General features: G+C 70.9%; 18 protein-coding genes, 1 pseudogene and 2 riboswitches. Of the genes and pseudogenes, 10 read left to right on the top strand and 9 right to left on the bottom strand.

All coding sequences use genetic code 11. The features are described 5' to 3' along the window. Window positions 1-73 precede the first annotated feature (73 nt). The 3 genes from C1J00_RS10285 to C1J00_RS10275 all read right to left on the bottom strand — a co-directional run bounded on the left by C1J00_RS10285 (window position 74) and on the right by C1J00_RS10275 (window position 2,615). On the bottom strand, window positions 74-874 hold the full coding sequence (locus C1J00_RS10285; RefSeq protein WP_102908734.1) for an enhanced serine sensitivity protein SseB C-terminal domain-containing protein: 801 nt from the start codon (window positions 872-874) through the stop codon (window positions 74-76). A gap of 140 nt (window positions 875-1,014) precedes the next feature. Continuing rightward, entirely contained in the window at window positions 1,015-1,803 is a 789-nt protein-coding gene (locus tag C1J00_RS10280) for an enhanced serine sensitivity protein SseB (protein ID WP_102908733.1), read from the bottom strand. Window positions 1,804-1,946: 143 nt separating this feature from the next. Continuing rightward, a complete protein-coding gene (locus C1J00_RS10275) occupies window positions 1,947-2,615 on the bottom strand; it encodes an AAA family ATPase (protein ID WP_102908732.1) in 669 nt (222 codons plus the stop codon). Window positions 2,616-2,835: 220 nt separating this feature from the next. Continuing rightward, window positions 2,836-2,935: riboswitch (glycine riboswitch) on the top strand. Then, a riboswitch (glycine riboswitch) is annotated at window positions 2,936-3,055 on the top strand. Window positions 3,056-3,129: 74 nt separating this feature from the next. Between C1J00_RS10275 and gcvT the strand changes: the two genes are divergently transcribed. The 8 genes from gcvT to C1J00_RS10235 all read left to right on the top strand — a co-directional run bounded on the left by gcvT (window position 3,130) and on the right by C1J00_RS10235 (window position 11,666). Further along, window positions 3,130-4,251 carry a glycine cleavage system aminomethyltransferase GcvT gene (gcvT, locus tag C1J00_RS10270; protein ID WP_102908731.1) on the top strand — a complete coding sequence of 374 codons (1,122 nt, stop codon included), beginning with the start codon at window positions 3,130-3,132 and terminating at the stop codon, window positions 4,249-4,251. A gap of 105 nt (window positions 4,252-4,356) precedes the next feature. Continuing rightward, a complete protein-coding gene (gene gcvH / locus C1J00_RS10265) occupies window positions 4,357-4,734 on the top strand; it encodes a glycine cleavage system protein GcvH (RefSeq protein ID WP_102908730.1) in 378 nt (125 codons plus the stop codon). 9 nt (window positions 4,735-4,743) lie between these two features. Beyond that, window positions 4,744-6,006 carry a serine hydroxymethyltransferase gene (gene glyA / locus C1J00_RS10260; protein ID WP_102908729.1) on the top strand — a complete coding sequence of 421 codons (1,263 nt, stop codon included), beginning with the start codon at window positions 4,744-4,746 and terminating at the stop codon, window positions 6,004-6,006. Between the two features lie 154 nt (window positions 6,007-6,160). Further along, window positions 6,161-7,528: an L-serine ammonia-lyase gene (locus C1J00_RS10255; protein WP_102908728.1), complete on the top strand. Its 1,368-nt coding sequence runs from the start codon at window positions 6,161-6,163 to the stop codon at window positions 7,526-7,528. 80 nt (window positions 7,529-7,608) lie between these two features. Further along, window positions 7,609-9,276, top strand: a complete 1,668-nt coding sequence (locus C1J00_RS10250; RefSeq protein WP_245936289.1) for a DUF8426 domain-containing protein — start codon at window positions 7,609-7,611, stop codon at window positions 9,274-9,276. Beyond that, window positions 9,165-9,800 (top strand): AAA family ATPase, encoded by a 636-nt coding sequence (locus tag C1J00_RS10245; protein ID WP_439333392.1) that lies wholly within the window; start codon window positions 9,165-9,167, stop codon window positions 9,798-9,800. The genes C1J00_RS10250 and C1J00_RS10245 overlap by 112 nt, the downstream gene beginning before the upstream one ends. After that, window positions 9,797-11,026, top strand: coding sequence for an McrC family protein (locus tag C1J00_RS10240; protein WP_102908727.1), 1,230 nt, complete (start codon window positions 9,797-9,799; stop codon window positions 11,024-11,026). Before C1J00_RS10245 ends, C1J00_RS10240 begins: the two co-directional genes overlap by 4 nt. Before the next feature lie 82 nt (window positions 11,027-11,108). Continuing rightward, complete coding sequence (locus C1J00_RS10235) at window positions 11,109-11,666, top strand: GH25 family lysozyme (protein ID WP_102908726.1); 558 nt, start codon at window positions 11,109-11,111, stop codon at window positions 11,664-11,666. Between the two features lie 15 nt (window positions 11,667-11,681). On the opposite strand, the gene C1J00_RS10230 is transcribed toward C1J00_RS10235, so the two are convergent. The 3 genes from C1J00_RS10230 to C1J00_RS10220 form a co-directional block, all read right to left on the bottom strand. Continuing rightward, window positions 11,682-12,344: an NADPH-dependent F420 reductase gene (locus C1J00_RS10230; RefSeq protein ID WP_102908725.1), complete on the bottom strand. Its 663-nt coding sequence runs from the start codon at window positions 12,342-12,344 to the stop codon at window positions 11,682-11,684. Window positions 12,345-12,530: 186 nt separating this feature from the next. Beyond that, complete coding sequence (locus C1J00_RS10225) at window positions 12,531-12,743, bottom strand: EF-hand domain-containing protein (protein WP_102908724.1); 213 nt, start codon at window positions 12,741-12,743, stop codon at window positions 12,531-12,533. Between the two features lie 59 nt (window positions 12,744-12,802). Then, window positions 12,803-13,051 (bottom strand): hypothetical protein, encoded by a 249-nt coding sequence (locus tag C1J00_RS10220; RefSeq protein WP_245936290.1) that lies wholly within the window; start codon window positions 13,049-13,051, stop codon window positions 12,803-12,805. Window positions 13,052-13,124: 73 nt separating this feature from the next. On the opposite strand from C1J00_RS10220, the gene C1J00_RS10215 reads away from it, so the two are divergent. Together C1J00_RS10215 and C1J00_RS10210 are read left to right on the top strand one after the other, a co-directional pair. After that, complete coding sequence (locus C1J00_RS10215) at window positions 13,125-14,564, top strand: sensor histidine kinase (protein WP_102908723.1); 1,440 nt, start codon at window positions 13,125-13,127, stop codon at window positions 14,562-14,564. A 7-nt stretch (window positions 14,565-14,571) separates the two neighbouring features. Continuing rightward, window positions 14,572-15,252: a response regulator gene (locus tag C1J00_RS10210; RefSeq protein WP_102908722.1), complete on the top strand. Its 681-nt coding sequence runs from the start codon at window positions 14,572-14,574 to the stop codon at window positions 15,250-15,252. Window positions 15,253-15,339: 87 nt separating this feature from the next. Here the strand turns inward: C1J00_RS10210 and C1J00_RS47875 are convergent. From C1J00_RS47875 to C1J00_RS10190, 3 genes and pseudogenes are all read right to left on the bottom strand, one after another. Then, window positions 15,340-15,669, bottom strand: a pseudogene (locus C1J00_RS47875) (phosphatase PAP2 family protein); the annotation flags it as partial. Between the two features lie 683 nt (window positions 15,670-16,352). Beyond that, window positions 16,353-17,531 carry a YncE family protein gene (locus tag C1J00_RS10195; protein ID WP_102908721.1) on the bottom strand — a complete coding sequence of 393 codons (1,179 nt, stop codon included), beginning with the start codon at window positions 17,529-17,531 and terminating at the stop codon, window positions 16,353-16,355. A gap of 167 nt (window positions 17,532-17,698) precedes the next feature. Further along, window positions 17,699-18,202, bottom strand: a complete 504-nt coding sequence (locus tag C1J00_RS10190; RefSeq protein ID WP_102908746.1) for an ATP-binding protein — start codon at window positions 18,200-18,202, stop codon at window positions 17,699-17,701. Window positions 18,203-18,206 lie beyond the last annotated feature (4 nt).

Raw genomic sequence — 18,206 nt, 5'->3', positions numbered from 1 at the left:
GCCGGCTGGACGGCCGACGCGGCAACGGCCGACGCGGCAACGGCCGTTGTGGCGACGGCCGATCCGGTCCGGGTCAGTACCTGCCCTGGGCCGGCGGGTATCCGTAGCCGGAGGCCGGGGCCTGAACGGGGGCGGTGGCGTGGGCCTCGCGGTCGTAGAAGGGGCGCGCCTTCGCGCGGAGCCACATGGCGACCGGGTCGTGCTCGTCGGACATCGCGACGGTCGACACGGGGAGCCCGTCCGGCACGGCGCCGAGGGACTGCTGCATCATCGCGCGCACGGAGTCCACGGCCGGCGGCGAGGTGTCGTACACGTCCAGTCCGATGGCGAGGTACGGCGCCCCGAGCGCGGGCTGCACCCAGGCACGGCGCAGCGAGCGGACGGCCGGGGTGCGGTGGGCGTTCTGCGCGAGCAGGGCGTAGAACTGCGGGACCTCGATGGCGGGTTCGGACAGCCGCAGGGGGCCCGCGGGCTGGCGGTCCAGGCCGGTTGCGATCCGGCGCAGGTCGAGCCAGGGGATGCCGACGCCGCCGCCGGGGGCGTGCGGATTGAGCCAGAGACCGTAGTGGTCGGGGTAGAGCGCGCGGGCGACGTCGACGCCGTCGACCACCTCGTAGGAGCGGTTCCAGCCGCTGGCGGAGAGCTCCTGGGCGGAGGTCACGCAGGGGGCGTAGCCGTGGCCGTCGACGTCCATGTTTCCGTACTGGGCGTCCGGGGAGCCGGCCTGGCCGTGCCACAGGAGCATCCAGATCTGGCCGGTGTGCGGGGTCGCGAGCGCGCGCAGGAGAGCCTCGTAGGCGTCGTAACGCCCGGGCGTGACCTGGCGCAGCATGTGCTCGACCTGTCCGGCCGCGGCCGTGCCGCTCGCGCTCACCTTTACCGCCCCTTCGTACAACGCCTCAACGGTGCCCTAGCTTAAGCCCGCGGGGGATCCCCCGGGGATTGACGCCGTCGGGCGGGTGCGGGTTGTGTGTGGTTGATCGCGCCGTTCCTCGCGCCCCTGAGCAGGCTGCCCTACCGCTGGTAGAAGGGCCGGACCCGGTCCCGCATCCAGACGCCCACCGGGTCCTCCGCCACGTCCAGGAGGACGAGGTTGACCGGCCAGGGGGCCGGGACGGCGGTGACGGCACGGGTGAGGGCGTCCAGCGGGAGGGCGCGCAGGTCGCCTTCCCACTGGGAGAGTTCGACGCCGACGAACATCACGGGGTCGGCGGTCTCGATGGCCGCGAGGCAGCGCCGGGCCGTGACGACGACACCGGTCGCCTCGAACTCGGCGGAGGCGGCGGCGAGGAAGTCCACGGGGTCCTCCTGCCAGTCGGGCTCGAAGAGGCGGACCCGGCCGCCGCTCGCGGGACCGTCCAGCGAGGTCCGGCCGGCCCGGCAAAGCTCGGCCACCGCGGGCGGCGGGAGCGGGATGCCGACCACACCACCCGGGTTGATGGCGATGCCCGCGTGCGGGGGCAGGCCGCGGGCGAACTCCACGGCGGGCGCGATGGTGTACGACATGTGGGAGCCCACGACCTGGCGGAACTGCTCCTCGGAGCTGAACACCGGCACGAACGCCTGACCGTCGATCTCGATGCCGGGCAGGTCGAGGGGGCCGCTGTGCGGGCCGCCGCCGTTGGGCAGCGGAATCCACACGAAGCTCCGGCCGAGCACCTCGACGATCCGCCCGCCGGCCGCCGGTCCGGCGCCGAGGGAGGCCGAGAGCACCTCCTCCAGCTCGTTGCCGGGCCAACCGCCGTGCGGGTGGGTCTGCGTCTGCGCCGGGAAGTCCGCGGAGAAGCCCGCCGGGATGTCCATCTGCCTACCGCCTGCCTGGAACCACTGCTGTGGGTCACAGGCTAACGGCTGCCGGACTCCGCGGGGCATGGGGAATACGGCCCTGTGGACGACGGCGCGGGCTCAGCCCGCGAAGCCGACTCTGTGTGGACGACGGCGTGGGCTCAGCCCGTGAAGCCGATTCTGTGGAGGGCGTTCGCCGCGTCGCGGTCGGCGAGGACGGCCGAGCCGCAGCCGGAGGGGAGGTCGCCGCGTTCCACCGCGCGCAGGATGCGGGTACTTGCCGCGCGGTGGCGCAGGAACGCGTAGCGCGAGACGCCGCGGCCCCGGTCCCGCTGGCCGGCCAGGGCCTGCTCGGGGGTGACGTCGAGGAGGAGCAGGTGGAGCGTGCCCCCCCGGCGGCGGGCCTCACGGGCGAGCCAGCGGCGGACCCAGGCCTGCGTGCCGCAGTCGTGCACGACGACGGCCTCCCCGGTGCGCAGGGCGCGGCGCAGCCCGGCGTAGTGGGAGAGGCGGACGAGCGGACGGTAGAGCGCGTACGGCAGGGCGCGCGGCATGCGGCGCTCCCAGCGGTCGCGGGTGTCCTGGGAGTCGATGCGCCCGCCCGGCACGGTGCGCCGCATCAGCGTGGACTTGCCGCTGCCTGGCAGCCCCGTGACCACGACGAGGTCGCGAGGGCCGAACAACAGCGCGTGCGGGCCGCACCCGGGGCGCTCGCGCAGATCGCGGACGACCGGCACCGGCACCGGGGCGCGGACCGCCCGGACCGGAGCGGCGGCCGGCTGCTCGGGCAGCGCGATGCCCGTCGTCGCGTACGCGGTGGTCCTGTTCACCGTGATGTCCTCCCCTGGGGCCAGGTACGGAGTCCCATCCCCGCTGAGTGTAAAGAGAAGGTAATGCCGCAGGCCCCTCATTTACGTTCTTGTCCTGCAACAGGGCTGCTACAGGTCGCTGTGTCCGGCGGGCGGACTCGTGCACTCACTGTGAAAGGTCCCCCTGCCGCGCCCGAAGGATGCGTGCAATGATGTGCGCGCCAACTGCATACCGGCCGTTTGAATCCGCGCGGGAGAGTCTCCAGCACCGCAAGAGCTGGGGCGCCGAAGGAGCAAGTCCCTCCCTTGAATCTCTCAGGCCCCGTTACCGCGCGGGCGAGGCACATCTGAAAAGCGGGCCTCCCCCTGTCTCGGGCAGGGCGTGGTCCCACCCAAGGTGCAAGCCATGGACCGGCGCGGTCATGGCGAACCTCTCAGGTTCCGATGACAGATGGGGAGGAACGCCCTCGCCCTCCCCCACGCTCGAACGAGCTCGAGCGGGAGGTACCCCATCGCCCCTGGGAGACGACCGACCGTGAGCAGTACAGGAGAACTCCGTCACACCGCGCTCGATGCCCTGCATCGTTCGCTCGGCGCGACGATGACCGACTTCGCCGGCTGGGACATGCCCCTGCGCTACGGTTCCGAGCGCGACGAGCACATCGCCGTGCGCACGAAGGCCGGCCTTTTCGACCTCTCCCACATGGGTGAGATCACCGTCACCGGCCCACAGGCCGCCGCCCTGCTCGACTTCGCACTGGTGGGCAACATCGGCGGCGTGAAGCCGGGCCGGGCCCGCTACACCATGATCTGCCGGGCCGACGGCGGCATCCTGGACGATCTGATCGTCTACCGCCTCGGCGACACCGAGTACATGGTCGTCGCGAACGCCTCCAACGCCCAGGTGGTCCTGGACGCGCTGACCGAGCGCGCCGCCGGCTTCGACGCCGAGGTGCGCGACGACCGGGACGCCTACGCGCTGATCGCCGTACAGGGCCCGCAGTCGCCCGGGATCCTGAAGTCCCTGACCGACGCCGACCTCGACGGTCTGAAGTACTACGCCGGGCTGCCCGGCACGGTCGCCGGGGTCCCGGCCCTGATCGCCCGCACCGGCTACACCGGTGAGGACGGCTTCGAGCTGTTCGTGAAGCCCGAACACGCCGTCGAGCTGTGGCAGGGCCTTACCAAGGCCGGCGAGGGCGCCGGTCTGGTCCCGTGCGGGCTGTCCTGCCGCGACACGCTGCGCCTGGAGGCGGGCATGCCGCTGTACGGGCACGAGCTGTCGACCTCCCTCACGCCCTTCGACGCCGGGCTCGGCCGGGTGGTGAAGTTCGAGAAGGAGGGCGACTTCGTGGGGCGCGAGGCCCTGCGCGAGGCCGCCGCCCGCTCCGAGCGGAATCCGCCGCGCGTGCTGGCCGGGCTCGTCGCCGAGGGCCGCCGGGTGCCGCGCGCCGGGTACGCGGTCGTCGCCGGCGGCGAGGTGGTCGGCGAGGTCACCTCCGGCGCCCCCTCCCCCACCCTCGGCAAGCCGATCGCGATGGCGTACGTCGACGCCGCGCACGCCGCGCCCGGCGCGAGTGGCGTGGGCGTGGACATCCGGGGCAGTCACGAGCCGTACGAGGTCGTGGCGCTGCCGTTCTACAAGCGCCAGAAGTAGACACTGGCCGAAGGGCCGCGACAGCGCCCCTGTGCCCGTCGTCCCAGCTCACCAGCAGTCCCCCCTTCCACAGCACTCCCGCGCGTACAGGAGAATCCAGGCCATATGAGCAATCCCGAAGAGCTGCGCTACAGCAAGGAGCACGAGTGGCTGTCGGCCGCCGAGGACGGCGTCTCGACGGTCGGCATCACGGAGCACGCGGCCAACGCGCTCGGCGATGTCGTGTTCGTCCAGCTTCCCGAGGTCGGTGACTCCGTGTCCGCCGGCGAGACCTGCGGCGAGCTGGAGTCGACCAAGTCGGTGTCCGACCTGTACTCCCCCGTGTCCGGTGAGATCACCGAGGTCAACGAGGACGTCGTGAACGACCCGTCGCTGGTGAACTCGGCCCCCTTCGAGGGCGGCTGGCTTTTCAAGGTGCGGATCACGGACGAGCCGGGCGACCTGCTCTCCGCCGCCGAGTACACCGCGTTCTCCGCGGGCTGAGGGAGTCGTATGTCCGTCCTGAACACACCCCTGCACGAGCTCGACCCGGCGGTCGCCGCCGCGGTCGACGCCGAGCTGCACCGCCAGCAGTCGACGCTGGAGATGATCGCCTCGGAGAACTTCGCTCCGGTCGCGGTCATGGAGGCGCAGGGCTCGGTCCTCACCAACAAGTACGCCGAGGGCTACCCGGGCCGCCGCTACTACGGTGGCTGCGAGCACGTCGACGTGGTCGAGCAGATCGCGATCGACCGCATCAAGGAGCTGTTCGGCGCCGAGCACGCCAACGTGCAGCCGCACTCGGGTGCCCAGGCCAACGCGGCGGCGATGTTCGCGCTGCTCAAGCCGGGCGACACCATCATGGGCCTGAACCTCGCCCACGGCGGGCACCTGACCCACGGCATGAAGATCAACTTCTCCGGCAAGCTCTACGACGTCGTCGCCTACCACGTGGGCGAGGACGGCCGGGTCGACATGGCCGAGGTGGAGCGGCTGGCGAAGGAGTCCCGGCCGAAGCTGATCGTCGCCGGCTGGTCGGCGTACCCGCGGCAGCTGGACTTCGCGGAGTTCCGCCGGATCGCGGACGAGGTCGGCGCGTACCTGATGGTCGACATGGCCCACTTCGCGGGGCTCGTGGCGGCCGGGCTGCACCCGAACCCGGTGCCGCACGCGCACGTGGTGACCACCACGACCCACAAGACGCTGGGCGGCCCGCGCGGCGGTGTGATCCTCTCCACGGCCGAACTGGCCAAGAAGATCAACTCCGCTGTCTTCCCCGGTCAGCAGGGTGGCCCGCTGGAGCACGTGATCGCCGCCAAGGCGGTCGCCTTCAAGGTCGCCGCCTCTGAGGACTTCAAGGAGCGCCAGCGCCGTACGCTGGACGGTGCCCGCATCCTGGCCGAGCGTCTGGTGAAGGACGACGTCCGGGCCGTGGGCGTGGACGTCCTGTCCGGCGGCACGGACGTGCACCTGGTCCTGGTCGACCTGCGCCACTCGGAGCTGGACGGCCGGCAGGCCGAGGACCGCCTCCACGAGGTGGGCATCACCGTCAACCGGAACGCGATCCCGAACGACCCGCGTCCGCCGATGGTGACGTCCGGTCTGCGGATCGGCACACCGGCCCTGGCGACCCGGGGCTTCTCGACCGAGGACTTCGCGGAGGTCGCGGACGTCATCGCCGAGGCGCTGAAGCCGGCCTACGACGCGCAGGCCCTCAAGGCCCGCGTGAAGGCGCTGGCCGACAAGCACCCGCTGTACCCGGGTCTGAACAAGTAGCGGGCCCGAGCAAGTAGCGGGCCCCGAACAAGTAGCGGATCTGAACACGTAGCGGGTCCGAACAAGTAACGAAGAAACCTTTCGGGTGCCGCGCCCGCCGCAAGCGGTCGCGGCACCCACCCCCTCTGCACCACCCCGTAGTCAGGAGTTCCCCGTGGCCATCTCGGTCTTCGACCTGTTCTCGATCGGCATCGGCCCGTCCAGCTCCCACACCGTCGGCCCGATGCGGGCGGCAGGCCTGTTCGTACGGCGGCTGCGCAACGAGGAGCTCCTGGGGTCCGTCGCCTCGGTCCGCACGGAGCTGTACGGCTCGCTCGGCGCGACCGGCCACGGCCACGGCACGCCCAAGGCGGTGCTGCTCGGCCTGGAGGGCGACTCGCCCCGCACGGTGGACGTGTCCAGCGCGGACGAGCGGGTGGAGGCGATCAAGGCCGGCGGGCGGCTGAACCTGTTCGGCGAGCACGAGATCGCGTTCTCCTTCGACGACGACATGGTCCTGCACCGCCGCAAGGCCCTGCCGTACCACGCGAACGGCATGACGCTGTGGGCGTACGACGCCTCGGGCGCGGAGTTGCTCACGAAGACGTACTACTCGGTCGGCGGCGGCTTCGTCGTCGACGAGGACGCGGTCGGGGCGGACCGCATCAAGCTCGACGACACCGTGCTGAAGTACCCCTTCCGCACCGGCGACGAGCTGCTGCGCCTGGCCGAGGAGACGGGCCTGTCCATCTCCGCGCTGATGCTGGAGAACGAGCGGGCCTGGCGCACCGAGGAGGAGATCCGCGCGGGCCTGCTGGAGATCTGGCAGGTCATGCGGGACTGCGTGGCGCGCGGACTGTCCCAGGAGGGCATCCTGCCGGGCGGCCTCAAGGTGCGCCGCCGGGCCGCGAACACCGCGCGCAAGCTGCGCTCCGAGGGCGACCCGCTGGCCCTCTCCATGGAGTGGATCACCCTCTACGCCATGGCGGTCAACGAGGAGAACGCCGCCGGCGGCCGGGTCGTCACCGCCCCCACCAACGGCGCCGCCGGCATCATCCCGGCGGTCCTGCACTACTACGTCAACTTCGTGCCGGGCGCCGATGAGGAGGGCGTGGTCCGCTTCCTGCTCGCCGCGGGCGCGATCGGCATGCTCTTCAAGGAGAACGCCTCCATCTCCGGTGCCGAGGTCGGCTGCCAGGGCGAGGTGGGCTCCGCCTGCTCGATGGCCGCGGGTGCCTTGGCCGAGGTGCTCGGCGGTTCGCCGGAGCAGGTCGAGAACGCCGCCGAGATCGGCATGGAGCACAACCTCGGCCTCACCTGCGACCCGGTCGGCGGCCTGGTACAGATCCCCTGCATCGAACGCAACGGCATGGCCGCGGTCAAGGCCGTCACCGCCGCCCGCATGGCCATGCGCGGCGACGGCTCCCACAAGGTGTCCCTGGACAAGGTCATCAAGACGATGAAGGACACCGGCGCGGACATGTCGGTGAAGTACAAGGAGACGGCCCGGGGCGGGCTGGCCGTCAACATCATCGAGTGCTGACCGCTTCCCGGCCGACGGCCTGACGACTGTCACATCCCCCTCCTAAGCTGGGCCCTTCGAGCACCAGGGGGTGGGACGCAGTGACGAGGCGGGCGGACAGCGTCGAGGTGGTGGCGGCGGTGCGGCGGGTATTCCGCGACGGGCTGCTGAGCGGGACGTCCGCGTTCGCGCGGGAGGTGCCGGCCTGGAGTCGGGCCACGGCCGCCGATCTGCGCGCGCGGTTCGTGGACCGGCCGGACGAGTCCTCGGACACGTTCCTGGTCAAACTGCGCCGGCAACTCGACGGCGCCCCGGACGCGACCGTCGTGCTCGCCGCCGAGTTGCTGTTCGTGAACATGGCACCGCTCGTGCCCGAGCAGATCGGGCGGGCCAAGAAGCGGCAGATCCTCGGCGAGGTGCTGTCCTGGGCCGACCGCCCGGTGACCGTTCCGGCGGACCTGGAGCCGGGCCTGACGGGCTTCATGAACGGCGGCCAGGGCTTCCTTAACTACCGCTGGGCGCAGTTCCGGATCCTGGTGCTGCTGGTGGAGCGGCTCGCGGGGATGACAGGCGCGGAGCGGGAGGCGACGCTCGAAGACCCCTACGGCTTCAGGGAACTGTGCCTCGACGTCCAGAAGGCCGTCGGGCACAAGAAGGGGCGTGCGCAGATCCACGTCCTGCTGTTCCTGCTCTTCCCCGACACCTACCAGCCGATCGCCAGCGCCCAGCACAAGCAGGAGATCGTCAAGTCGTTCGCCGACGAGCTCCTCGAACCCAGCGCGGACGTCGACCGCGACCTGCTGGAGCTGTGCCGGACGCTCCAGGCACAGACCGGAGAACCGGTCGACTTCTACGACGAGCGCTGGGTGGGCCGATGGCGCAAGGGCGCCGTCGAGCACGAGCAGCGCGGCTGGATGGTGCGCGGGTACAACGTGGACGGGCGCAACTTCATCCCGGACTGGCTGCGGCGCGGCTACTGCTCGATGTCCTGGCGGGAGATCCCGGAGATCGCCGCCGGCTCCACGAAGCAGGACGTCCAGCGGGCCGTCGCCGAGGCGATGCCCGAGGCCGGCGCCCAACTGCGCGGACAGGCCGCGTACCAGCTGCACGCCTTCCTCACCCTGATGCGGCCGGGCGACCTGGTCGTCACCGTCACCCCGGACGAGGTGCACGTCGGCACTGTCCAGGGCCCGGCGGAGTACGACACCGCGGACGGCCCGGACAACGCCCGGCGCCGCCCGGTGAGCTGGGCCACCGCCGAGCGGCCGCTCGTCCGCGCGGAGCTGCCCGAGCGGGTGCAGGCCCGGCTGCCGCTGCCGCCGACGCTCTACGACGTCAGCAGCATCGCCGCCGAACTCGCCGAGCGGGCCGGCCTGGAGGACGTCGTCGCCGAGGAACTCGTCGACGTCGACGTCACCAAGCCACTGGAACTGCCACCCGTCACCGAGGAGCTGGCCGCTCAACTGCTGATGCCGCCGGACTGGCTCCGGGAGACCGCCGAACAGCTCCAGGAACAGGGGCAGCTCGTCTTCCACGGCCCGCCCGGCACCGGGAAGACCTACCTGGCCCGCGCCGGAACGGCCCGGGCACGACGTCGAACACGACCGAGCCGCTCTCGCCCCGGACGGGACGGAAGCCCTCGAAGAAGTCCTCGTAGGTGTACGAGGGGTGGAACTGCACGAGTTCGACCCGGTCGGGCCCGGCGAGATGCCGGGCCAGGCTGCTCGCCGAGCGTGCCGCGAAGGACCCGTCCAACCCGTACGTCCTGATCGTCGACGAGATCAACCGGGCCAACCTGGCGAAGGTCTTCGGCGAGCTGTACTTCCTGCTGGAGTACCGCGAGGAGCCCGTCACCACCCAGTACAGCCCGCACGCCCCGTTCACCCTGCCGCGCAACCTGTTCCTCGTCGGCACGATGAACACCGCCGACCGTTCGATCGCCCTGGTCGACGCGGCGATGCGGCGCCGGTTCGCCTTCCGCCGCCTCTCCCCCGAGAAGCCGCCGGTCCACGGCCTGCTGGACCGCTGGCTGCGGGAGCGCGGCCTGCCGGACACCGCCGCACGGCTGCTGGACGAGCTCAACACCCGCCTCGGTGACGCGGACCGGGCGATCGGGCCGTCGTACCTGATGAAGCCCGCCGCGGCCCGGCCGGAGGGACTCGACCTCGTCTGGCGCACCCAGATCCTGCCCCTGCTGGAGGACCAGCTCTACGGCACCGGGATCGACGTGGAGGAGGAGTACGGCCTGCCCGTGCTGCGTGCGGCGCTCGGGCGGGCCCCGGAGGAGGCGTGACCGGCCTCGTCCTCACCGTTCCGGAGACCGGCCCCGGCCTCGTGCGGGAGCTGACGGGCGACCAGCTCGCCGGGCTGCTCGCCGTGCCGGGCCTGGTGCGGCTGAGCCCTGCGGCGGGCGGACGCTGGCGCCTGCGCGGCAACCAGAGGGCCGGGCTGGTCCGGCTGCGCACCCCGTCCGGCGGGACCGTCCAGCTCCACCTGCGCCCCAAACTCCCCGTCCGGGACCTGCTGTTCCTGCTCTCCTACTCCTCCGACGACCCCTGGCGGCCCGAGCCGGTCGACGCGGCCGAGTCGGACGAACTCCTCCCCGCGGTCGCCGACCTGCTCGCCCGCACCGCACGCCGCACCCTCGACGCCGGAGTGCTGCACGGCTACCGCACGGTCGAGGAGGACCTGCCCCTGATCCGCGGCCGGATCCGCACGGCGGACCAGCTGCGCCGCGTCGGCCTGCCGCTGCCCGTCGCCGTGCGGTACGACGACCACACCCCCGACATCGCCGAGAACCGCGTCCTGCTCACGGCCCTGGGCCTGACCGCCCGGCTGCCGGGCGTCTCCGTACGCACCCGCCAGGCCCTGCACCACCTCGCAGGTCACCTCGTGGGCGTCCGCCCCCTCCACCCGGGCGCGCCGCTGCCCCGCTGGACACCGAACCGCCTCAACTCCCGCTACGCACGCGTGCTGCGGCTCGCGGAGCTGGTGCTGTCCGCCCGTTCCGTCCAGCCGGAGGGCGGCAGCCCCGTCGCGGCGGAGGGCTTCTTGCTCCACCTGCCGGACGTGTTCGAGCGGTTCCTCACGGTGTCGCTCGGCGACGTCCTGGCCCGCCGGGGCGTCCGGTGCGCCGGGCAGGAGGGGCACCACCGGCTGGACGAGGCCCGCCGGGTGCGGCTGCGGCCGGACATCGTGCTGTACCGGGCGGGCCGTCCGGTCAGCGTGGTCGACGCGAAGTACGTGTTCCTCGACAGGGCCGCGCCCTCCACCGACCACCTCGGCCAGCTGCTCGGCTACTGCACCGCGCTCGGTCTGCCGCACGGCCATCTGGTGTATGCCGCCACCACCCAGGACGGGCCCACGGACCACGTCATACGGCGCGCCGGCATCACCGTCACCGCCCACACCCTGGACCTCGCACTTCCGCCGGACGCGCTCCTGTCGGCCGTCACGGACCTGGCTGATCGCATCACCGCCACGGCCGCGGACACCCGTCCCACGGTTCACCCAGGTTGACGTTTCCCCGTCATCCCACAGCAGGCCGTGCCAAGGTGGTGGACACCAACTCCCCTCCCCACAGCACTTCAGGGAGCTCCCCATGCTGCACGGCATCGATGTGAGCGCCTACCAGTCCTCCTCCTACGGCACCGACGGCCTGTCCTTCGTCTTCGTCAAGGCGACGGAGGGCCGCTCCTACGTCAATCCGAAACTCGCCGCCCAGACCAAGCGGGCCCGGGACGCCGGTCTGGTCGTCGGCTTCTACCACTTCCTGTGGCCGGGCAACCTCGGCGCCCAGGTCGAGTACTTCGTGAGCAAGGCCCCGGACCGGGCGGGTGACATCCTCGCCGTCGACTGGGAGACGACCAGCAACGGGACGCACGCGAGCAACGCGGAGAAGGACCTGTTCATCCGGAAGCTGAAGGATCTGCGGCCGGACAACCAGGTCATCCTCTACGCCAACCGGCACTTCTGGCTCGACGTCGACACGACGTCCTATGCGGGCGACGGCCTGTGGATCGCCGATTACGTCTCGGCGGGCGAACCCCGCATCGAGGCGAAGTGGCGCTTCCACCAGTACACCGACGACCCGCTCGACAAGAACGTGGCCCGTTTCGCGAGCAAGGCGGCGCTGCGGGCATGGGCGGAGGACGCCTGATCCGAACGACCGGCCTCAGCCGCTGAACTCCGGCGTGCGCTCCGGGGACGCCTCCGCCAGTGCCTTGGTGACCGCCTCGACGCCGTCGCGCAGGCCGTAGACCGGGGTGCCGGGCTGCTGGCGCCAGGAGTCGTCGAGGCCGCCCGCGTCCACGGTGTCGAAGCCGAGCGCGTCGATCAGGTCCCGGACCTTGCGCTTGGCCGCCTCGTCGTCGCCGGCCACCGGCAGGGCCATGCGGCCGGGGTCACCGGCGGGGAGCGGGCGGTCCAGGATGTCCTGGGCGAAGGTGCCGTTGAAGGCCTTGATCACCGGGTGGCCGATGTGCCGTTCCGTCCAGCGGCTCTCGGTGAGGCCGTCGTCCTCGATCCCGGCGATCCTGCCGTCGCGCTGCTGCGGGTAGTAGTTGCCGGTGTCGATGACCGCGACGCCGTCCGCGGCGCCGTCGAGCAGGCCGGAGGGGAGGTCCGGGACCGCCTTGAGCGGGATGGTGACCACGACGATCTCGGCGCCCCGCGCCGCCTCCCCGACCGTCACGGGCGTCGCGCCGGTCTCCTCCGCGAGGGCCGTGAGCGTCTCCGGTCCCCGGGAGTTGGCCACGGACACGTCATGACCGAGGGCGGTGAGCCGCCGGGTCAGATTGCCGCCGATGTTGCCCGCGCCGATGATGCCGATCTTCATGTCCTTGCCTAGCCTTTCCGGAGCCGAACGGTGCCTCGTGGAGCCTCGTGCCCAGGGTCAACCCGCGGGTCGGGGGCCCTATTCCGCGTCCGGGGATGGCTCTGGTGCAGTGCACTCCGGGCGTGGCGAGGGGCCCGGTCCGACGATCACGGACCGGGCCCCTTCGCTCGGCTGCGGCCGGGCGGCCTACTTGTTCAGGTAGGCCCAGAACTCGTCGAAGCTCAGGCGCTTGTCGCCGTCGAGGTCGCGGGTCTTGATGACGACCTCGGCGACCGACTCGGTGACGTTCCAGTCGCCCGACTTGGCCAGGGTGCTCTTGAACTCGGCAGCGGTGATGAAGCCGTCACCGTCCGTATCGATCCGCTCGAACTGCTTGCGTGCTTCCTCGATGTCCGCCACCGATCCGCCCCTCATCTCGTGCTGTGCGTCTTGCTGACGCAGGTCTGACGCAGGTCAGATTATCCGGCCGTACGGGCGTCCAGCGCGGCGACCACCCAGGCGAACTCCGCCCGGTACGCGGCCTCGGGCCCGGCGCCCTTCACGACGGCGAGCAACTCGCGGTACCGGGCGATCCGGTGGGTGGCGTGCGACCGCAGACGGGTGAGCACGGTCGCCGCATCGGCGCCGCCCAGCAGCCCGCTCAGCATCTCTGCCGCCTCCGGCGAGTCCGGGGCGATGCCACACGGAGCCCAGTGCTCGCCGGTCACCGACGCGGATTGGACTTTCGGCAGTGGTCGGACGGTGCCTGATGTCCGTACCGTCACCTCCGTGGACAGCCCAATGATCAGCCATGAGGTTGCGACCGGAACCGCTGTTCTACGGCTTGCACTTGATCCTGGAACCATTCTCACGGCGGTTACCGCGGTGGTCGCCGGCCTGAGCGTGATAAACCCCTGGTGGGCTGTCCCTACCGCCATCGCCGCGTTCCTGGCAGGGCGACGGCCTGGGCGGACGGCGCCGACAGCGCTCGCCCTGGTCGCGATTCTCGCGGCCAGTGTGGTGGCCTTGTCCGTCGTTCCTGCTTGGCTCCCCCTGGCCAGCCGCTTTGTGACAGTGGTGGTGGCAGCCACGATGCTGCCTTGGTTCGCGGGCCGGTTCTGGTGCCAGTATCAGCAGCTTGTCCGGGCCGGGTGGGAGCGCGCCGATCAGCTGCAACGCGAGCAGCAACTGATCGCTGATCAAGCCCGGCTGCGCGAGCGGGCACGTATCGCCCAGGACATGCATGACGTACTCGGCCATGACCTCAGCCTGATCGCACTGTCGGCCGGCGCACTCAAACTCGCGCCGGACCTTGAAGAACACCACCGAAGGGCCGCAGCGGACATCCGAGCCAGAGCCGCGGCCGCGGTGGAGCGTCTCAGTGAGGTGATCGGTGTCCTGCGGGAGGAGACCGACACAACGTCGATGGACCCCAACGACTCCAGCCTCACGACTCTGGCCTCCGAGGCTTCTGCGGCCGGTCTCACGGTGGAGTTGCGCATCGACGGCGAGGCGGACGACGTGCCGCCCGTGGTCGAACGGGCAGCTCACCGGGTCGTGCAAGAAGCCCTGACCAACATTGCCAAGCACGCGTCCGGCGCGACCGCGACTGTCCACGTGACGCATAAGGCAACAGAAACACAGGTCGTCGTGGAGAACGGCCCGCCGTCGTCTGCGGCCAGTCAGCGGCCCCGGCCTCGGAGCGGAGGGCGTGGCCTTGTCGGTCTCGAAGAACGTATGCGGCTGACCGGCGGTTCGTTCGCCCACGGGCCGTGCGACGGAGGCTACGCGGTCGTCGCGCGTATGCCGCACACGCCCTCGCCGCCGCCACCGCCACTCTCGCCCTCAGCCTCTCGCGGTGATGAGTTACCGCAGGAACATCGCCGCGCTCGGCGCCGGGTCGGCCGGGCCCTGGTCGCCGCGGTCATGGTGCCCCTCGTGACCGGAGCCTTACTGAGCGGAGCTCTCATGGGCTGGGAGATGCTGTCGGCGTCGCAGTCGGTCCTGGACCCACGCGACTATGCCCGCCTGCACGTAGGGCAAGATCGTACCGAGGCTAAGCGTTTCCTGCCGGACCGGCAGACGAACCATCGACCGCTGACCGCCGAGCCGACGGGAGACGGCGTAACGTGCGAGTACTACGCGATGACGGCCGACCGGTTCGACGACCGGTCCGGCGACGCCTACCAGCTCTGTTTCCGGAAGGACACTCTGGTGTCCCTGAACACGATCACCCCGTGAGCGCTCGATGATCCGGGTACTGATCGCCGACGATGAACCGATGATCCGCGCAGGGATACGCGCCGTTCTTGCCACGGATCCTGATATCGAAGTCGTCGCCGAGGCCGTCGACGGGCACGACGCCGTGGAACTGGTCCAACGCCATCGTCCCGCGGTGGCCGTGCTCGATATCCGCATGCCGGGAATCAATGGCATCGACGCCGCCGCGGAAATCCGCAACACGGTGCCGAGCACGAACATCATCATGCTGACGACCTTCGGCGAGGACGACTACATCCTCAAGGCGCTCGGCGGGGGTGCAGCAGGCTTCCTGATCAAGTCGGGCGAACCCGAGGAACTGATCACCGGAGTCCGTGCAGTGGCCGAAGGCGCCGCTTACCTGTCACCGAAAGTCGCGGCCCGGGTTATCGCGCACCTCGGCGCGACGGGCGCGGGCACCCTGGCCGGTCGGCGCTCCGCCGCCCGCCACCGGGTCGCCGCCCTCACCGCCCGGGAAAGGGAGGTACTGGCCTTTCTCGGCAGCGGCCTGTCCAACGGTCAGATCGCCCGGCGGCTCCATGTGGTGGAGGGAACGGTCAAAGCCCACGTGAGTTCCATCCTGGCGAGGCTGGGCGTCGACAACCGGGCCGCCGCCGCGGTCGTGGCCCACGAGGCCGGGATCATTCCCCCTCAGCCTTCCCAGCCGTGATGCCGCCCCCTGGGCAAGGGGCATGAACGCGAGCAGCACCGCCGCAACGACAGCGCCGCCGAGCGTCGCGCCGGCGAGCACATCGTGCGGGTAATGAACTCCCACCAGCACACGCAGCAGCGCGGCAGCCCCGGCCAGCGGCAGCGTGATCGCGGCGAGGCGGGGCCGCAGCACTGCGAGACCGACGGCCAGGCCGGCGGCCAGGGTGGCGTGGTTGCTCGGGAACGACCAGTCCCCCGCTCCTGGGCATTCCGTGACAGATTCGGCGCCTGCGCGTAACGCACGGCAAGGACGCTCCTCGTCCACGACGAGCTTCACCGCTTCGCTCACCGCATAGGCCGCGACGGTGCCGAGACCGGTCAGGACGGATCCGGCGACCTCCCATGCGTTCTTGCGGCGGATTGCCGTCCACCACATCCAGACCAGCAACATTCCGAGGATCACCAAAGTGCCCTCGGTGGCCACTTCCAGAAGAGGGCCCAGCCATGACGGTGCGTCCGTCACCACGCTGGCCACCGACCGGTACGCGGACGCCGAAGCTCCACTCGTGACCTCGACAGCCCCGGCCTCGCCCAGCCCACCTGGGGACAGCCAAGTGACGACTCCTGCTCCCGCACTCAGGACGGCCAACGTGCCGAGCAGCCGACCGGCTCGGACTTTCATTCGCGGTTCACGTTCCATGGGGCCCGAACGTAGAAGCGGGAACAGCCGGGAACCCGAGCCGAAGGGCAACACCGAGCTTTGACGATCGTCAGGGTTGACAGCTACAGGCCCCCTCGTTCCGCGTCATCGGACATCCTGATCCTCAATGGCCTGGCCGCCGCCCGCGCTCGCGGCCGGATCGACGGACGCCCCACCGTTTCCACCGAGGACGTCATCCGCGCCCCCGCGACCTGCTGCCCGACCCCGGCCGCTCGATCCCTCGATCGCCAAGCTCCTCGGCGTGAGCCCCGGCACGCTCTACAACCACGTTCCGACCTCGCGGGAACTGCGTGCGTCGGCCCGGGCGGAGATCAACGCATGGCCGTCACGCCCACCCACGTCTACGGGCGCGCACAGCCCTCGGGGTGCGGCTCCCTTCGGTGGACGGCAGACGGGTGTCACCGGAAGATGCCCGTATGGCCGAGCGAGTAGCGGCCGGGCTGCGGGTAGACCGCGAGGCCGTGAGGGCCGCTGCCGACCGGGATGCGGGCGAGCTGGGTGCCGGTGCGGGTGTCGATGGCGTACACCTCGGCGTCGTAGCGGCCGGACAGCCACAGCACCTTGCCGTCGGCGGAGACGCCGCCCATGTCGGGGCTGCCTCCGTCGGGCAGGTCCCACTTCTTGGTCAGCTTGTTCTGGGTGAAGTCGAAGACGGAGACGGTGCCCTCGCCGCGGTTGGACACGTACATCTCGCGGGAGTCGCGGCTGACGTAGAGGCCGTGGCAGCCCTTGCCGGTGGGCATCAGGGTGGGCTCGGTGAACTTGTCGCCGTCCAGGACCCACATGCCGTGGGCCATCATGTCGGCGATGTAGAACCTCTTGCCGTCGGGCGAGATCTTCACGTCCTGCGGCATGGCGCCCTCGAACGGGAGCCGCTGCTGTCCGACGACCTCCATCTTCTCGGTGTCGACCTTGAGGAGCTCGCCGCTGAACTCGCAGGAGACGATGAAGTAGCGGCCGTCGAGGGAGAAGTCGGCGTGGTTGACGCCGTAGCAGGAGACCGGGACGGTCTTCTTGATCTCCATGGTGTGCGGGTCGCGGAAGACCAGCTCGCGGTCGAGGGAGGCCATGACGACGGCGTACCTGCCGTTGGGCGTGAAGTAGAGGTTGTAGGGGTCGTGGACATCGACCGGCTTGCCCGCCTTGCCGGTCTTGGGGTCGATCGGGGTGAGGGTGTGGCCGCGGTTGTTGTTGACCCAGAGCGTCTTCAGGTCCCAGGAGGGCACGACGTGCTGGGGCTGCCGGCCGACGGGGATCGTCTCGATGATCTCGTACGTCTTCGGATCGATGACGGAGACGGTGTCGGACTCGGTGTTGGGGACGTAGACCCGGGACGGGAAGTCCTTGACCACCGGGGACAGCTTGTTCGGGCGGTCGGCCGCGTACACGTCCTCGGGGTCCAAGACTGGCGGCATGCCGGGCAGGCCCTCCACGGGCTTCTTCTCGGGCGGGGCGGGCACGGCGGCCTTGGTGCCCCGTGCCTCGGAGGTCCGTTCCCCGCTGCCGGTGCCGCAGGCGGCGAGGACGGCGAGGGCGGCTCCCGCGACCAGGGCGCTCTTGACGAGATGGCGGTGCATTGCACCATTTAAGGGGCGCCTCGCAGGGAAAGGCGTGATTCATCCGTCCGGCGACCGGGTGAGGCATCGCGCGGTCAGCTGTCGGCGACCCGACCCGCGACCGGGTGTGGCATCGCGCCGTCGCGGTCGGCGACCCGTCCGGCGACCGGGGGTGAGGCATCGCGCCGTCAGCGGTCGGCGACCCGCATCTCGAACCAGGTGGTCTTGCCCCGGGGCAGCAGGTCGACCCCCCAGCGGTCGGCCAGTTTGTCGACGAGGAACAGGCCCCGGCCGCTGGTGTCCATCTCCTGGACGGGCATCAGGCACGGCAGCCCTCGGGAGGGGTCTCGCACCTCGACGCGGATCCAGCCGCGGCGCCGGTGCAGCCGCAGACCGAAGACGCGGGCGCCGGTGTGGCGGACGGCGTTGCCGACCAGTTCGGAGACGAGGAGGACCGCGTCCTCGGTGGTCTTGGGGGTGAGTCCCCAGTGGCGCAGGACCACGACCTGCGTGAGCCGTCGCGCGGTGGCGGCGGACTCGGGGCGGGACGGCAGTGGAACCTCTGCCTCCGTCGGGTTGCCGTACAACTCCAGCGCTTTGAGCGCGTGTTCGTCCTCGACGGTCGGCGACCAGCGCGCCGCGGCCGCATGAGCGTGTCCCCGCGGCTGTTCCCAACCCTCCAGCCCCGCCATGCCC

It is taken from the genome of Streptomyces cahuitamycinicus, from assembly GCF_002891435.1.
Lineage (GTDB): Bacteria > Actinomycetota > Actinomycetes > Streptomycetales > Streptomycetaceae > Streptomyces > Streptomyces cahuitamycinicus.
The sequence above is the reverse complement of the archived record's forward strand: the minus strand, read 5'-3'. Positions and strand labels throughout refer to the sequence as shown.

Coding starts and splice junctions, on each gene's coding strand:
- C1J00_RS10280 (WP_102908733.1), bottom strand. CDS start 1,803: ATGGACATCCCGGCGGGCTTCTCCGCGGACTTCCCGGCGCAGACGCAG.
- C1J00_RS10235 (WP_102908726.1), top strand. CDS start 11,109: ATGCTGCACGGCATCGATGTGAGCGCCTACCAGTCCTCCTCCTACGGC.
- C1J00_RS10230 (WP_102908725.1), bottom strand. CDS start 12,344: ATGAAGATCGGCATCATCGGCGCGGGCAACATCGGCGGCAATCTGACC.
- C1J00_RS10190 (WP_102908746.1), bottom strand. CDS start 18,202: ATGGCGGGGCTGGAGGGTTGGGAACAGCCGCGGGGACACGCTCATGCG.
- glyA (WP_102908729.1), top strand. CDS start 4,744: ATGTCCGTCCTGAACACACCCCTGCACGAGCTCGACCCGGCGGTCGCC.
- C1J00_RS10210 (WP_102908722.1), top strand. CDS start 14,572: ATGATCCGGGTACTGATCGCCGACGATGAACCGATGATCCGCGCAGGG.
- C1J00_RS10215 (WP_102908723.1), top strand. CDS start 13,125: ATGATCAGCCATGAGGTTGCGACCGGAACCGCTGTTCTACGGCTTGCA.
- gcvH (WP_102908730.1), top strand. CDS start 4,357: ATGAGCAATCCCGAAGAGCTGCGCTACAGCAAGGAGCACGAGTGGCTG.
- C1J00_RS10195 (WP_102908721.1), bottom strand. CDS start 17,531: ATGCACCGCCATCTCGTCAAGAGCGCCCTGGTCGCGGGAGCCGCCCTC.